This is a genomic window from Tuberibacillus sp. Marseille-P3662, from assembly GCF_900178005.1.
Taxonomy (GTDB): Bacteria; Bacillota; Bacilli; order Bacillales; family Sporolactobacillaceae; genus Marseille-P3662.
In genome coordinates this window covers 234,273-249,540 of sequence record NZ_FXBS01000003.1, presented here as the reverse complement: position 1 = coordinate 249,540, position 15,268 = coordinate 234,273, and the positions used below count along the sequence as shown (strand labels likewise).

The following is a 15,268-nucleotide window of genomic DNA, read 5'->3' as shown; positions in this document are numbered from 1 at the left end:
CCTTACACGCGAATCATGCTCATAGTATAGCCAAAAACTATGATAACATAAAGCAACCTTAAAATAGGATGCTTTACGTTTCGTTCATGAGCGACCGTAAGTAGGCATCGATCAACGGATCCAAATCCCCATTAAGAACCCCTTGAGCATTACCGATATCGAGGCTCGTCCGGTGGTCTTTAACCATGGTATAAGGATGAAAGACATATGAACGAATTTGACTGCCCCATTCAATACTTTTTTGTTCGCCACGAATGTTTTCAATTTCTTGTTGTTGCTTTTCCAATTCTTGCTGATAGAGCTTGCCTTTCAGCATTTTCATGGCCTTTTCACGGTTTTTAATTTGTGAACGTTCCGACTGACACGTCACAATTGTGTTCGTTGGCAAGTGCGTCATCCGGACGGCCGAATCAGTGGTATTAACGTGCTGTCCACCAGCCCCGCTTGCCCTATAAGTGTCAATTTTCAGTTCCTCAGGTTTAATGTCAATATTAATACTATCATCAATCTCGGGTGTGACGTCACAAGACACAAACGATGTATGCCGGCGCCCAGAAGAATCAAACGGGGAAATTCGAACTAAACGATGAACCCCTTTTTCCGCCTTCAAATAGCCATAAGCATTATTGCCTTTTATATGAAGCGTCACGCTTTTGACACCCGCTTCATCTCCCGGAAGATAATCCAATGTTTCCACCGAATAATCTTTATCATCGGCCCAACGTTTGTACATACGTAACAGCATAGCTGCCCAATCTTGAGATTCTGTCCCCCCGGCTCCTGGATGAAGTTCAAGGATGGCATTGTTTTTATCATGGGGTTGATTTAAAAGCATGTTTCGTTCAAATTTGTTAAAAGCATCACGTAAGGAAACAAGGTCATCAGCAAGCTCACCTTCTAGATCAGCATCATGTTCTTCTTGTACTAATTCATAGGTCACTTTAAGGTTCTCAAAGCCTTCTGCAAGGGTTTGAAAATCATTGACAACCTCTTTTAAAGCATTAACCTCATTGATGACAGTTTGAGCTGTATCCTGTTGATCCCAAAATCCCGGTGCTGTCATTTGCTGCTCAAGTTCAGCAATCCGATTTTGCTTATCTGTTAAGTCAAAGAGACCCCCTGAATTCTTCAAGCCTATCCCGCATCTGAGCGAGTTCATTTTTAATATCTGCAAGTTCCATGATCATTTCCTCCAGCACCTTATTTAATTTAGGCTTTTTTCGTATAGATTGTTGCTATTTAGTCATATAAAGCAACAATCTTTTATAAAACAGCCTTTTACTTTCCGTGGCAATGCTTATATTTTTTTCCGCTTCCACAAGGACACGGATCATTACGACCGGTCTTTTCGCCTCGTTCAACCGGTGATTTCTTTTTCGTTCTTTCTTCTCCGTCTTCCTGTGGATTGACCGCCTCACCTTCGGCCACTTTCTGACGTTCAAGATTATTTTCAATTTCCGCTTTCATAATATAATTAACGACTTCTTCTTCAATGGATGCAACCATTTCTTCGAACATTTCGAAGCCTTCCATTTGATATTCACGGAATGGGTCATTTTGCCCGTATGCACGAAGATGAATGCCCTCACGCAATTGTTCCATGGCGTCAATATGATCCATCCATTTTGTATCAACCGCCCGAAGCATAACTACTCGCTCAAATTCCCGCATATGCTCACTTGTGAAGCGTTCTTCTTTTTCTTGATACTTTTCAACGACCTTATCATACAGGAGTTCAATCATCTCTTCCGGATCCTTTCCGTTTAGATCCTCGACGGTGATAACCCCATCATCAAAAAAGGTCCCATTAGCATAATCCGCAATCGGCTGCAAGTCCCATTCTTCCGGCACTGAGTCTTCCGGTGTGTGAGCATTAACAATGCGTTCAATGACCGATGTGATCATATCTTTGACAACATCACTAAGATTCTCTGACTCCATAACATCAGCACGTTGTTTGTAAATAATATCACGCTGCTGCCGCATAACATCGTCAAACTGCAGCACTTGCTTACGAGCATCGAAGTTATTACCTTCGACTCGTTTTTGCGCGGATTCCACAGAACGACTCACAAGCTTACTTTCAATCGGCTGATCGTCCTGCATGCCCAGACGTTCCATCATTGATTGCATCCGTTCTGATCCGAAACGCCGCATCAACTCATCTTCCATGGAAAGATAAAATTGCGATTGTCCCGGGTCACCTTGCCGGCCGGAGCGACCTCGAAGTTGGTTATCAATTCGACGTGACTCATGCCGCTCTGTCCCAATAATATAAAGACCGCCAAGCTCCTTGACACCATCGCCTAGTTTAATATCCGTTCCGCGTCCAGCCATATTGGTAGCAATCGTTACGGCATTAGGTTGCCCCGCGTTTTCTATAATTTCTGCCTCACTGGCATGATATTTGGCATTCAATACATTATGCTTAACACCGCGCTTCTTCAATAAATTTGAAATCAATTCGGAAGTTTCCACGGCGACTGTACCAACGAGCACCGGTTGTCCTCTTTTATGAGCCCGTTCAATCTCATCAGCAACGGCTTTAAATTTGCCTTCTTGTGATTTGTAGATTAAATCAGCATGGTCAACACGAACAACAGGTAGGTTTGTCGGTATAGAAATAACATCCATATTATATATGCTTTGAAATTCTTCTTCCTCTGTTTTAGCGGTACCCGTCATACCGGATAACTTATTATACCTTCTAAAGTAGTTTTGGAAAGTGATGGTCGCAAGGGTTTTACTCTCCCGTTGAATCGGAACACCCTCTTTAGCCTCAATCGCCTGGTGCAAACCTTCACTAAACCGGCGTCCCGGCATCAAGCGACCTGTAAATTGGTCAACGATCACAATTTCCTCATCTTTGACAACATAATCCGTATCCCGGTGCATGATGGCATGGGCTTTTAATGCTTGGTGCACGTGATGATTCAATTGAACATTACTGTAGTCATATAAGTTGTCCACATTGAAAAAATTCTCCGATTTTGTTATTCCTTCTTCGGTCAGTTGCACTGATTTAGTTTTGATATCAATGGTATAATCATCATTTTCCTTTAACAAACGGACAAACTGGTTTGCTTGCGTATAGAGCAACGTCGATTTTTCAGCATTGCCAGAAATAATTAGCGGTGTCCGTGCTTCATCAATCAGTACAGAATCGACCTCATCAATAATCGCATAGTTAAGCTCACGTTGAACTTTTTCCTCTTTATACAGCACCATGTTATCGCGTAGATAATCAAAGCCATACTCATTGTTTGTCCCATAAGTTATATCTGCATTATAAGCCTCTTGCTTCTCCTCATGAGACATGCCGGAAACGTTGAGGCCAACCGTTAGCCCGAGAAAATCAAACAATTCACCCATTTGTTCGGCATCACGGGACGCTAGATATTCGTTGACTGTGACAAGGTGAACCCCTCTGCCGCCAATCGCATTCAAATACATTGGCATCGTGGCAACAAGCGTTTTCCCTTCACCTGTCTTCATTTCCGATATATTACCGTCGTGCAAAGATATTGCACCGAGCAACTGGACGTAGAACGGGGTCAGACCGAGCACGCGCGTTGAAGCTTCACGAACAACGGCGAAAGCTTCAGGCAAAAGATCATCCAGTGTCTCACCTTGATCTAACCGCCTTCTGAATTCCTCAGTTTTTTCCCGGAGTTCAGCATCACTTTTTTGCTTCATTTCATCTGAAAAACTTTCAATTTTATCTGCTGTTTTTCGAAATTTATTTAATTTCCGTTGCGCCGGATCACCGACGATCTTTTTCAATAAGCCCATGATTGAACACCTCTAATATTGTAGAAAACTCACCATGATCACAATTTATGAAATATACGATACGTCACTCTATCATTTTAACAATTCCCGGGGGCGTTTACAATTCGCAAGGGATAAGTATACAGCTATCTATTTAAACATTCATCCATAAACAAGGATTTTAACGTCACATCAATGTTGCACAACTTCATACAACTGTATGGCTTAAGTTCATGCACTGAAAAAAGGAAGCAGGTTTGCCCTGCTTCCCTTAGCCATATCACTATTTTTTTGTTTTCAAATGACTATTGCTGACCGCCGAATTGTTGCTGTGATTGAGCAACAAGACGTTTGGTGATTTCTCCGCCTACAGAACCGTTGGCGCGAGAAGTGGTGTCAGCACCAAGTTGAACACCGAATTCACCGGCAATTTCAGTTTTCATTTGATCAAGTGCTTGTTCAACACCTGGCACTAAGATTTGGTTACTATTGTTGTCTGCCATCAGTGTTCACCTCCCTTTGTACATTAACTATTGTGTGTTTTTTTCAAGAAACTATGCGCTTATCTTCAAAGGTATTTTTTTCCCTCTCAAAAAAAGCTGAGGACTTATTTAAGTCCTCAGCTTTAATCTTATTCTGATTTAAGGTCTTCGATGGAATCAACATCCATATATTCTGGTACGGTAAGACCCAATTTTACACCTTCAAGATTAGCACCTAGATCTTTAACGTCGTCTTTATATTGCTTTTGGTAATCAGCATGGGTGATTGGTAGCCATGCACATACCGTTGCATCAGCACCGCTATCGCCACCTTTTGAGACGGCTGACCACATAGCACCTGCTGCCAATTGCTTAAGTTCAACCTTATATCCTAAATCTTCTAATGCAACTTTGACTACATTGTTACTCGCAATGGCTGATGCCCATGCAACATATGCAAGTCTAATGTTTTTACCATCAACCTTCTCGACGTCTTTCTCCCATGCCTTAACTTTATCTGGATGATCCTTAATCCAAGCCTTCGCTGCTTCTGCTTTAGATTTGCCATCCTGAATCGAAAGCATAACAGAGTTTAAATCTTCCATTGACATTTTAAACTGATCTAAAAATTTGTAAGCATTTGGATTTTCTGATTTGTAACCTTTTGTAACAACTGTGTGTATAGCTTCAGACTCACCAAAAACTTTCTTAGGATCTTTCAAGATTTTCAAGTCATATTTACTAAACATCCAATGTGGCTTCCAACCTGTTACCACAATAGGCTTTTTATTTTTAAAGGCCTTGTCAAGTTCTGCTGTCATGGCTGAACCGGAACTTGTCTTAACGTTCCATTTATCCAAACCGTATTCTTCGACCGCTTTTTGAGAGTTTTTGACAACACCAGCACCTGGGTCAATACCTGTGATGGTGTAATCAACCTTTTCACCAACGGATTCTGAGCTTGAACTATCACTATCGCTTCCCGAATTTTCGTTTGAACCGTCATCAGATCCGCTGTTGCCGCAACCAGCAAGCGCCAGACCTAGTACCATGAAGACGGCAAGAAATGCTGTAGTGAATTTCTTCATAAATTGTTTCCCCCTTAATTAGTTTTGTTTTGCTATATTTTGTGAAATCCGGTCTAACACAATTGCGATAATAACAATCGCTAAACCAGATTCAACACCAATGTCAATACGCAGCTGTGTTACAGCTAAGTAAACTTGCTCCCCAAGTCCTGGCGCACCAACTAGTGATGCAATAACAACCATGGACAAAGCAAGCATAATCGTTTGGTTAATCCCTGCCATAATCGTTGGCAGTGATAATGGCAATTGAACTTTAAATAACTTCTGCCAAGTCGTTGAACCAAACGCCTGTGAAGCTTCCATTAGATCTTCAGGCACTTGTCGGATCCCCAAGCCCGTTAATCGAATTGTAGGTGGAATCGAGAAAATAATTGTCGCAACAACACCTGGTGCCATACCAATACCGAATAAGAATATCATCGGAATTAAGTAGACAAAAGCCGGCATCGTCTGCATGAAGTCCAATATAGGTGTAATAATCTGTTTGGCCCAGTCATTTAGTCCAACCAAAACGCCAAATGGAACACCGATAATGATGGAAAGAATCACTGATGAAAAGACGAGTGCCAGTGTTTTCAACGTGTCATCCCAATAACCTAAATTAAAAATTAAATATAACCCAATGATTGTAAAAATCGCGACACCCTTGCCACTGCGCCAAAACGCAATCGCTGCGATAATTAATATAAATACAAAAGGATGGAATAATCCGAAAAAGCTTTCAATACCTCCAACTGTACCCTGTATAAAGCTCGCCAGCCACTCAAAAAATCCACCGAAACTGGCTACGACCCAGTCAATAAAGTCGGATACCCATGATCCAATTTCTATCTTTGGCAAAAATGGTGTTTGATCGTTCATTCGTTCACCTCATCTCCGTTCGTGATCTCACTGCTGTCAGCCATCACATCGATAATAGCACTACGCTTAACAATCCCTCTTAAGCGGCCGTCTTCGACAACAGGGACTGGTACGTTAGAATTAGAAACGACATCGAACATATCATTAAGTAACGTATCCGGTGTCACAGATTCAACGTCCTGTACAACCTCTTCTAACGATTTGCCAGTTTCAGCGGCCTTTTTAGCATCATCAGCAAAAAGAACACCCAGAAATTGCTTGTTTTTATCGATGGCGTATATTGAAGACAGACCTTCGTCTTTCATCAACCTAAGCGCCGTACGCGGACCGCGATCAACATTAACCCGTTCAGCCCGTTTCATAACATGCTCGGCTGAAAAGACCTTAGTGACATCAACATCTTCAACGAACTGCTCAACATAGTCATTGGCAGGATTCATCATGATTTCTTCCGGTGATCCAATTTGAACAACGGAACCGTCTTTCATCAATGCAATACGATCACCAATTCTTAAGGCCTCATCAAGGTCGTGTGTAATGAATACGATCGTTTTTTGCATCCGCTCTTGAAGGTCAAGCAGTTCATCCTGCATATCTTTTCTTATTAGTGGATCCAATGCGCTAAACGCCTCATCCATAAGCAGGACATCGGCATCATTAGCCAATGCACGTGCCAAACCAACACGTTGTTGCATACCGCCACTTAACTCATCTGGACGTTTGTCTTCATAACCTTTCAATCCAACGAGTTCAAGTGAATTCACAGCTTTTTCATTCCGTTCAGCTTTCGTCACACCTTGAATCTCAAGTCCATATACAGTGTTCTCAAGTATGGTCCTATGCGGAAATAAAGCAAAATTTTGAAAAACCATGCTCATTTTCTTTCTTCTGAGATCACGTAATTGCTGTTTACTCATCTGTGTGACATCTTCATCATCAACCAATATCGAACCTCCAGTCGGCTCGATCAAACGGTTCAACATTCGAACCATTGTTGATTTACCACTACCTGACAACCCCATAATAACGAAAACTTCGCCATCTTTGATATTAAAGTTTGCCTTATTAACCCCGACAGTCATTCCGGTTTTATCAAGAATATCATCTTTGGAAAGGCCATTATCTAGTAACTCAATACCTTCTTTAGGGGCTTTACCGAAAACTTTCGTAATATCACGAACTTCAATCTTATCCATTGGTTCACCTCAATCCTAAACGCACTCATTCATTTTATACTTTCATATAAGTTCCCCAAAAAAGATTTAATAAACATATTTTTTGTTCGACTTACTTTATCTATTTTACATATAAGTCGTTATATTAAACAAACAGCATATAAAATACTAATAGTTCATTTAAAACATACAGTTCATACTGAACAAAAATATAATACTAATTCCTCAATATTGCTCCAAATTACCCAAAATTCCTCGTCTATCTCATGGTTTTCATATAAAAAAAATACGGTATTATAAAATTAGACGATTATAAAGCTTTAGACGGGTGTGAGTGAATGAGCATACAGAAACCGACAGATAATCAAATGGCCATTAAAAAAGCGCGGGAACGAGTGATTGAAACCATTTCGCAAAATATGTACTTATACGGGGTAACTCCTTCGATTGGTCGCTTATATGGCACCTTATTTTTTGAAGACCGGCCGCTGACACTCGATGATATGAAAGAAGAGCTACAAATGAGTAAAACCAGCATGAGCACTTCCGTCAGGGCACTAACCGATTTGAACATGGTAGAAAAAGTATGGCAAAAAGGTGTCAGGAAGGACTTGTATACAGCTAAGAAGGACTGGTATCAAATATTTATTGATTTCTTTACTCACCAATGGCGGAAAGTCATTCAATCTAATCTACAGTCTATCGATGAATCATTGAGTGAACTGCAACAAATCATCGACCATCACGATTTAACCAGCGTTGAACAACAATTGGCCATGTCCGACATCGAAAAACTCCAATCCTCTAAGGAATACTATTTGTGGCTCGACAAACTATTTGATTACTTTGAATCACAAGAAATTTTTGAAACAATTGAACGAATGGAATAATAGAAGCGATTGATAACGGTCTTGGAGAACCAAGACCGTTTTGATTTGCATGATTATACTTGCCTATGCAAAATGGGTAAAGAAATAATAAAACAAGTACCGATTCCTAATTGACTTTCTGCCGTTACTGACCCGCCATGTTCCTCAATAATATCCTTACAAACAGATAAGCCCAAGCCCGTTCCGGATGACTTTGTTGTATAAAACGGTTTAAAAATATAATTTAATGTGGATTGATCCATACCAGCCCCATTGTCATTGATATAAATATGGATAAAACCGCGATTTATTTTGGTATGTATGTTAATTTCTCCATGGGTATCGCTGGCATTCTCAGATGTTGCCTCAACGGCATTTTTTATCATATTGACTAAGACTTGCTTAATTTGCTGTGTATTGACTTTAACATTAACATGTTCGACAGGTAATTGATAGTCAAGTACGCATTTGGCATTTAACGCTACACTTTCACATAGAATAATGGTGTTTTTAACCAGTTGACATACAGAGACAACGGTCCTTTCTTGATCAGACGGTTTGGAAACGCACAAAAATTCACCAATAATTTGATTAGCACGGTCCAACTCTTCAAGCGCCACATCGGCATATTTATTATATGTATCATCTTCAGTGTAAGATTGCAGTAATTGGACAAACCCCTTCACAGTTGTTAATGGATTGCGAACTTCATGGACAAAGTTTGCCGCCATTTTTCCGATATTAACTAGGTGTTGATCTTCCTGCACGCGTTTTTCAATATCATGAATATGTCGCTTCAATTCATCAATGGTTTGTTTCATTGCCTTTGATTGATTGTCTATTGGAATACAAAATAGTTCAATCCTTTTTGGGCCAGAGATTTGCTTGAAGACGTTAAAAGGTTTGAACCCCGCTACAGTTCTTAACATTAACTCAATCGGGACATCGGTATCATCTTGTGACAAATGATCATAAAATGCTAATTCATTACGGTTGATAATATCACTTAAATCATCAATATCCCCAAACTGTTGCCGGGCTTTACCTGAACAGCTTATAATGTTGGCATTCAGATCAAGTAGAAAATAAGGAAATGGATACTGTGATATCTGCTTCACCGGGCTTTCACTTATCATTTTCATGGTATTTTTTAACCCCCTTATTTCTCAACTTTTTAAAACGTATGTCTTGCTTAAAAAAATAGTTTTCAACGTATTTCATTTACCCGAATGTGTAGCAAGCCAAACTCATTTTTATGCACTTTTTTTAAATAGGCTGTTATACCTAATTTATGATAACTAAAAAACCTCTCTTCTACTTTCTCTGAAGGATAGAAAAGAGGTTTAACCGCTTAGGATATTTTTTTGTCTTTAAATTGGCGGATAAGCCTTTCAAGCTGATCCCTCGCCTTCGTTATCGCTTGCCATTTTTCTTCCCTAGATCCCTCTAAATTATATGGTTCTGGGAATCGCCAATAAAACTGATTCACATCCCTTGGTTTTGGACATTGCAATTCGGCTTCTTTTGACAATGTGATCATAGAGTCGGCGTTCATCAATAATTCCATATCAATCAACTTCGATGTCTGATCTGTGATATCAATATTAATATTCTCCATCGCTTTGACTGCCCTTGAATCTATACTATGTTTGTCAACACCTGCTGAAAAGATATAGTATTCTTCCAAATAGTACCGGGCAATACCCTCTGCCATTTGACTAAACATTGAATTGCCAATATCAATAAAATATAGAATAGGTTTCTCCATGTATTGACTCCTTTCTGCTGAAATTGATTTAAAATTTTAAAAGAAAAAAATGTCTAAGGACGGAACATTATCCACTCCTTAGACACTCATTAGCAAATCATATTATTAAAATTGAGTTGCATAAGGACAAAATTGCCACTTCTAGATAGTAGAGATGCCATAAAACCAAACCCTGATTTTCACTATAGTGTTCCGAGACTAACTTCAGCATGATTTCTGAAATCTTAAAACAACGAATGCCCTACCTCTCATTCGTCCTTACGGCTCCGATGACCGTGCCAGTGTGAATTATTCTTTCAAAAACGTTCTTAGTCTAAATAATATAAGGAAATTTTAATTATGGGTGTTTCCAGAGAGGAAAAAAGATGGTTTCTACTGGAGGAAAATATTACTTAACTTATCTAGATTTTAATTATAGCTTACTTTATTTAATTTGTCAATTTAAACTTTTTAATAGTCAAGGAAACCAAGCTGGTATAAATCTAAAATAGGACACTCAGGAAGCCGAACAATAAGATATAAAGCCAGTTCTAAGCGTCGTCAAAATTCGTAGACGCCTGCGGGAACAGCACGAACGCCTTAGAATGCTTTTTTAGACTGCGACGAAGCATCTTGCTTCTCTGAATAGGCTTGAAGATGCAGAAGCACGAACCGAAGATCCACTTGGTCAAGCGGTTTTCTTGACCAAGTTAGCTAAGGCCGTGCCCCGCGGCAAGCGAAGGATTTTGACGAAGCGATGACAGGAACGACCCTTTAAACAAATCATCCGAACGGATTAATCAACACGTTCGGATGATTCTGTGACTATTATACTTTTGTTCCAGCCTCATTCCCTTTTGATAACTACCCAAAAAATTGACTGAATGATCTAAAGCGTTAGTCCAACCGTTTCCGATGTACTTTTTCCCCGTCAGCTGTAAACAGAACGCGATGATCCTCGACCGTTGTTTCCAAGTTAACCGTTCGTCCCCAAAGCTGATGGATGAGTCTCAGCACCTTCTCTAAATACTTGATATCTAATTCCGTCCCTTCATAATAATGCTTGAGATAAAGTTCACCGTTTTTTAGGTAATCACCGTCTTGAACCGCAATATAAGGGAACCCACCGTTGACACGCGTAGCCACTAATTGATCCCGAACCTCCGTCCAATCTTTGCTCGTAATTTTGTATTCATCACCCTGCTCTTCATATAAAAATAAATCCTCACGTTCAACCAAGTCTTTATTCATGTAATTACGGATAAAGGACTGATCGGATTCCAATTCACGAACTTCGAAAATTTTCTCTCGTCCTCTGTTCGGTTTAATGCCCATGTTCCGCATCTCTTCCGTTGGGTTATCATACCGTTCTTCAATATCCTCTAAAATCTTTAATCCCATATAATAAGGATTAATTTGATTCTGGCTTGGCTGGACGATATTGGCGTTTAACTTAGCGAAGTCGATCGCTTCATCACTTGTTAAATCAAGCTCTCTTAATATTCGCTGATGCCAATATGACGCCCAGCCTTCGTTCATGATTTTTGTTTCCAGCTGCGGCCAGAAGTAAAGCATCTCTTCGCGCAACATGGTCATAATATCACGCTGCCAATTTGTCAGTTCACGACTATGTTCTTCAATAAACAGGAGCAAATCTTTCTCCGGCTGTTCAGGAAACCGTGGAGAAACTTTCGCGGGCAGAGTTTCTTTTACATCCTTATCCATCGTCAACAAATCTTCGTAGGACGATTGAGGATGAGATTGCGTCTTATGATTCTTAGTATGGACCGGTTGGGCAGCTGATTTCACCAATGATGGATCAATGTGCTCATTAATGGAAAGTACAGCGTCTATAAACGTTTCGACTTGCTCTTTACCATACTCATATTCGTAATGCTTAATGCGTTCAGCCGTCGCGCTCATGCTTTCGACCATGTCACGACGGGTATTCTGAAACCGGATGTTGTTTTTGAAGAAATCACAATGGGCAAGGACGTGAGCGATAATCATTTTATTTTGAATCAAACTATTGGTATTTAATAAAAAAGCATAGCACGGATTGGAATTAATCACGAGTTCATAAATCTTACTTAATCCAAGGTCATATTGCAGTTTCATTTTGTGATACTGCTTACCGAAACTCCAGTGTGAAAACCGCGTCGGCATCGCATAAGCACCAAATGTATAAATAATATCCGCGGGACAAACTTCATAACGCATCGGAAAAAAATCAAGACCAAAGCCATCAGCAATCTCCGTAATTTCATCAATTGTTCGATCCAATTCCTGACGTGATTCAGGTTTCAACACGACCATCCCCTTATCACCTTTTAACACAATGTATGTTGATGTCATTATATGAATGAATAGGGTTAGGCGTGTCTACAACTGCTCTGTCTCTTTCGTTTATTAAATAAGGACAAAAAAACACGCCACCTCAGTGGCGTAACAGAAAAATTATTTTAATATATCATCATTGCAGTCGTTTTGGCGGTGTATCATTATGCCCTTTTTGCTGAACTTCTTTAAAGATATCAGACTGGTCACTAGACTGTGCTAAAGTCTGATTCATTCGATTTAGCTTTTGATTCAGCTCCGTTAACAAGTCATCATCATTTAACAAATGGTTAAGGGCTTCCTTTAATTCACTTATATCTGTAGCCAATGATTGCAAATCCTTCTTGAGCGCAGGCTGATAGTCCTGTTTGAGTTCATAGCCCAATTGGCCGTTTGGTTCCAACGTGGCCCATTTAACATGGCTCACCTTCTTAATATTTTTCTGCCTCAACTTCATTTCAAGTTGATCAACTGTTAACCGTAGATGGCTCAAGTTTTTTTCATTGAGTGTTCCGTTCTCAATTAATGGAACAGACTTTCCTGTTATGAATTTTTCAATACTATCTGATTTGAGTTGGCCAAATTCCATAGCGATGAGGGTCACCACTAATACAGCACCTACGCCGAAAGTCACCCATAAGTTTTTTCCAGAAACAGGTTGAATCAATAAGGAACCAATCGCAATCATCAGCACGGTTTGCGCAAGCGTCATTTGAGCGATTGATTTGCGACCGGCAATCCGCAAAAGAAATGTGCCTACGATGACCATCAAAACGGCTTTCCAAATCCAATTAAAATCTGCCATACAGAATACCCTCTCTTAATTATAAATTCTTTCATTAGTCTTTGCTCATTTATTTAACTTATCCATTTAACTTATCCCTGAAAAATCTCGTTATTTCAAGTGTAAATTAGGGTAAACTAATTGTACGATGAATATCATAAACATGAAGGTTTGATTATAGGAGGTAAATTATGGCATTTAATGTTGCTCAAAAACTCATTAAAGACCACCTTGTTTCAGGTGAGATGACGCCCGGAGAAGAAATTGGACTGAAAATTGACCAAACCTTAACCCAAGACGCAACGGGAACCCTGGTTATGCTTGAACTTGAAGCCATGGGTTTAGACTACGCCAAAACAGAGGCTTCGGCTCAATATGTTGACCACAACTTAATTCAGGAAGATAGTAAGAACCCTGATGACCACTTATTCTTGGAGAGCTCTACACAACGATTTGGTCTCCATTTTAGCCGGCCAGGTAACGGCGTGAGTCACCCAGTGCATATGCAAAGGTTGGCCAAACCCGGCAAAACATTACTTGGCTCTGACAGTCATACATGTGCCAATGGCTGTATGGGGATGTTGGCCATTGGCGCCGGTGGTATCGATGTCGCTATGGCTATTGCTGGTGAACCCTTTTATGTAAAAATGCCCAAAGTCTGGGGCATTAAATTAACAGGAGAGTTACCTGATTGGGTCAGCGCTAAAGACATTATTTTTGAATTATTACGTCGCCATGATGTTAAAGGCGGTGTCAATCATGTCATCGAGTATTATGGACCTGGGTTAAAAGATCTAAGTGCTATGGATCGCCACGTTATTGCGAATATGGGCGCTGAACTTGGAGCGACCGGAACAGTCTTTCCTGCTGATAACGAGGTCAAACGCTTTTTAAAAGAGCAAGACCGTGAAGATGAATGGACAGAGCTTTTGGCCGACAATGGTGCAACCTATGATGTAGATGAGGAAATCAATCTTTCCGAATTGGAACCGCTTATCGCAAAACCGTCGAGTCCAGGTAATGTCGTTCCAGTCCGAGAAATTGCTGGTGAAACGATTTATCAATCTTACATCGGTTCATCCGCCAATCCGGGTTATCGTGATTTTGCGATTGCTTCCGAAATGGTGGCTGGACGGCAAATCGCCAATCGTACATCATTCGATATTAATCCAACCTCAAGGCAAATGTTGACAGACCTTGCCCAAGATGGTCACGTGGCAAACTTCTTAAGTGCAGGAGCTCGTTTGCACCAAGCTGGATGTAATGGTTGTATCGGCATGGGGCAAGCACCAGCGACCGGACGAGTTAGCTTGCGGACGACACCGAGAAACTTCCCGGGACGTTCAGGGACAAGAGAAGACAGTGTCTACTTATGTAGCCCTGAGACCGCAGCGGCTTCGATCTTAAAAGGTGTTATCACAGATCCGCGTACTCTTGATTTTGATTATCCAAAGGTTAAGGAACCTACGGATCCAACTGTCAACGATCAACTCTTGGAACAACCTTTGCCGGCCGAAGAAGCCAAGAAGGTTGAACTTATTAAAGGACCGAACATCGCGTCTATTCCAGAGATGGATAGCATGCCTGATCAATTAGAATTACCGATCTTATTAAAAGTGGGCGATAACATTTCAACAGATGAAATTCTCGCCGGCGGCGCCCGTGTGCTACCATACCGGAGTAACTTGCCGGAGATCAGCAAATTCACCTATGAAATTGTTGACGATACCTACTATGATCGGGCTATGGATATTAAAGAAGAAGGCGGCCATGCCATTGTTGGCGGCTTTAACTATGGGCAAGGATCCAGTCGTGAACATGCTGCGCTTGGCCCAAGATATCTCGGATTACGTGTGGCGCTTGTCAAAGACTTTGCCCGGATTCATTGGCAAAACCTCGTTAACTTCGGCATTTTACCGCTGACATTTACAAATGAAGATGATTACGACAAATTAGAGCAAGGTGACGTCCTTGAATTCACTGATTTGAGAAATAAGATACAAGAAGGTCAAGCATGGGACGTTAAGATTAAGGGCAAAAACCAAACTGTCAATGTCAAACACGCATTATCCGAGCGACAGAAGGATATGATGTTAGCCGGCGGTTTAATTAACTGGGTTAAAAACAAACAAAAATAACCATGAACCTCTCGTA

The 15,268-nt window shown here is 40.6% G+C and carries 12 protein-coding genes; 2 read left to right on the top strand and 10 right to left on the bottom strand.

Annotated features, from left to right (window positions below):
• Positions 1-73: 73 nt before the first annotated feature.
• From prfB to B9Y89_RS02675, 6 genes are all read right to left on the bottom strand, one after another.
• Positions 74-1,181 (bottom strand): peptide chain release factor 2 gene (prfB, locus tag B9Y89_RS02700; RefSeq protein ID WP_217807166.1). Its coding sequence is split into 2 segments (ribosomal slippage): positions 74-1,108 and positions 1,110-1,181, totalling 1,107 coding nucleotides; the frame shifts between segments, so codons are not numbered across the junction.
• Positions 1,182-1,278: 97 nt separating this feature from the next.
• Entirely contained in the window at positions 1,279-3,795 is a 2,517-nt protein-coding gene (gene secA / locus B9Y89_RS02695; protein ID WP_085521273.1) for a preprotein translocase subunit SecA, read from the bottom strand.
• Between the two features lie 281 nt (positions 3,796-4,076).
• Complete coding sequence (locus tag B9Y89_RS02690) at positions 4,077-4,274, bottom strand: alpha/beta-type small acid-soluble spore protein (protein ID WP_085521272.1); 198 nt, start codon at positions 4,272-4,274, stop codon at positions 4,077-4,079.
• 128 nt (positions 4,275-4,402) lie between these two features.
• A complete protein-coding gene (locus tag B9Y89_RS02685) occupies positions 4,403-5,341 on the bottom strand; it encodes a glycine betaine ABC transporter substrate-binding protein (protein ID WP_085521270.1) in 939 nt (312 codons plus the stop codon).
• Positions 5,342-5,359: 18 nt separating this feature from the next.
• The gene (locus B9Y89_RS02680; protein ID WP_085521268.1) at positions 5,360-6,202 is read right to left on the bottom strand and encodes an ABC transporter permease; all 843 of its coding nucleotides are present in this window, start codon (positions 6,200-6,202) and stop codon (positions 5,360-5,362) included.
• Complete coding sequence (locus B9Y89_RS02675; RefSeq protein ID WP_085521266.1) at positions 6,199-7,398, bottom strand: quaternary amine ABC transporter ATP-binding protein; 1,200 nt, start codon at positions 7,396-7,398, stop codon at positions 6,199-6,201. The genes B9Y89_RS02680 and B9Y89_RS02675 overlap by 4 nt, the downstream gene beginning before the upstream one ends.
• A 317-nt stretch (positions 7,399-7,715) precedes the next feature.
• On the opposite strand from B9Y89_RS02675, the gene B9Y89_RS02670 reads away from it, so the two are divergent.
• Complete coding sequence (locus B9Y89_RS02670; RefSeq protein ID WP_085521264.1) at positions 7,716-8,267, top strand: GbsR/MarR family transcriptional regulator; 552 nt, start codon at positions 7,716-7,718, stop codon at positions 8,265-8,267.
• A 53-nt stretch (positions 8,268-8,320) separates the two neighbouring features.
• Here the strand turns inward: B9Y89_RS02670 and B9Y89_RS02665 are convergent, their stop codons facing one another.
• The 4 genes from B9Y89_RS02665 to B9Y89_RS02650 form a co-directional block, all read right to left on the bottom strand.
• A complete protein-coding gene (locus B9Y89_RS02665; protein ID WP_085521262.1) occupies positions 8,321-9,388 on the bottom strand; it encodes a two-component system sensor histidine kinase NtrB in 1,068 nt (355 codons plus the stop codon).
• 209 nt (positions 9,389-9,597) lie between these two features.
• On the bottom strand, positions 9,598-10,014 hold the full coding sequence (locus B9Y89_RS02660) for an arsenate reductase ArsC (protein WP_085521260.1): 417 nt from the start codon (positions 10,012-10,014) through the stop codon (positions 9,598-9,600).
• An 876-nt stretch (positions 10,015-10,890) separates the two neighbouring features.
• On the bottom strand, positions 10,891-12,300 hold the full coding sequence (locus B9Y89_RS02655) for a SpoVR family protein (protein ID WP_085521612.1): 1,410 nt from the start codon (positions 12,298-12,300) through the stop codon (positions 10,891-10,893).
• A gap of 166 nt (positions 12,301-12,466) precedes the next feature.
• Entirely contained in the window at positions 12,467-13,135 is a 669-nt protein-coding gene (locus tag B9Y89_RS02650) for a DUF421 domain-containing protein (RefSeq protein WP_085521259.1), read from the bottom strand.
• Between the two features lie 170 nt (positions 13,136-13,305).
• Between B9Y89_RS02650 and B9Y89_RS02645 the strand changes: the two genes are divergently transcribed.
• The gene (locus B9Y89_RS02645; protein ID WP_085521257.1) at positions 13,306-15,252 is read left to right on the top strand and encodes an aconitate hydratase; all 1,947 of its coding nucleotides are present in this window, start codon (positions 13,306-13,308) and stop codon (positions 15,250-15,252) included.
• Positions 15,253-15,268 lie beyond the last annotated feature (16 nt).

What these genes read in the sequence shown, in the direction of transcription:
- B9Y89_RS02690 (WP_085521272.1), bottom strand. Translation starts at nt 4,274, where the DNA reads ATGGCAGACAACAATAGTAACCAAATCTTAGTGCCAGGTGTTGAACAA.
- B9Y89_RS02685 (WP_085521270.1), bottom strand. Translation starts at nt 5,341, where the DNA reads ATGAAGAAATTCACTACAGCATTTCTTGCCGTCTTCATGGTACTAGGT.
- B9Y89_RS02680 (WP_085521268.1), bottom strand. Translation starts at nt 6,202, where the DNA reads ATGAACGATCAAACACCATTTTTGCCAAAGATAGAAATTGGATCATGG.
- B9Y89_RS02675 (WP_085521266.1), bottom strand. Translation starts at nt 7,398, where the DNA reads ATGGATAAGATTGAAGTTCGTGATATTACGAAAGTTTTCGGTAAAGCC.
- B9Y89_RS02670 (WP_085521264.1), top strand. Translation starts at nt 7,716, where the DNA reads ATGAGCATACAGAAACCGACAGATAATCAAATGGCCATTAAAAAAGCG.
- B9Y89_RS02665 (WP_085521262.1), bottom strand. Translation starts at nt 9,388, where the DNA reads ATGAAAATGATAAGTGAAAGCCCGGTGAAGCAGATATCACAGTATCCA.
- B9Y89_RS02660 (WP_085521260.1), bottom strand. Translation starts at nt 10,014, where the DNA reads ATGGAGAAACCTATTCTATATTTTATTGATATTGGCAATTCAATGTTT.
- B9Y89_RS02650 (WP_085521259.1), bottom strand. Translation starts at nt 13,135, where the DNA reads ATGGCAGATTTTAATTGGATTTGGAAAGCCGTTTTGATGGTCATCGTA.
- B9Y89_RS02645 (WP_085521257.1), top strand. Translation starts at nt 13,306, where the DNA reads ATGGCATTTAATGTTGCTCAAAAACTCATTAAAGACCACCTTGTTTCA.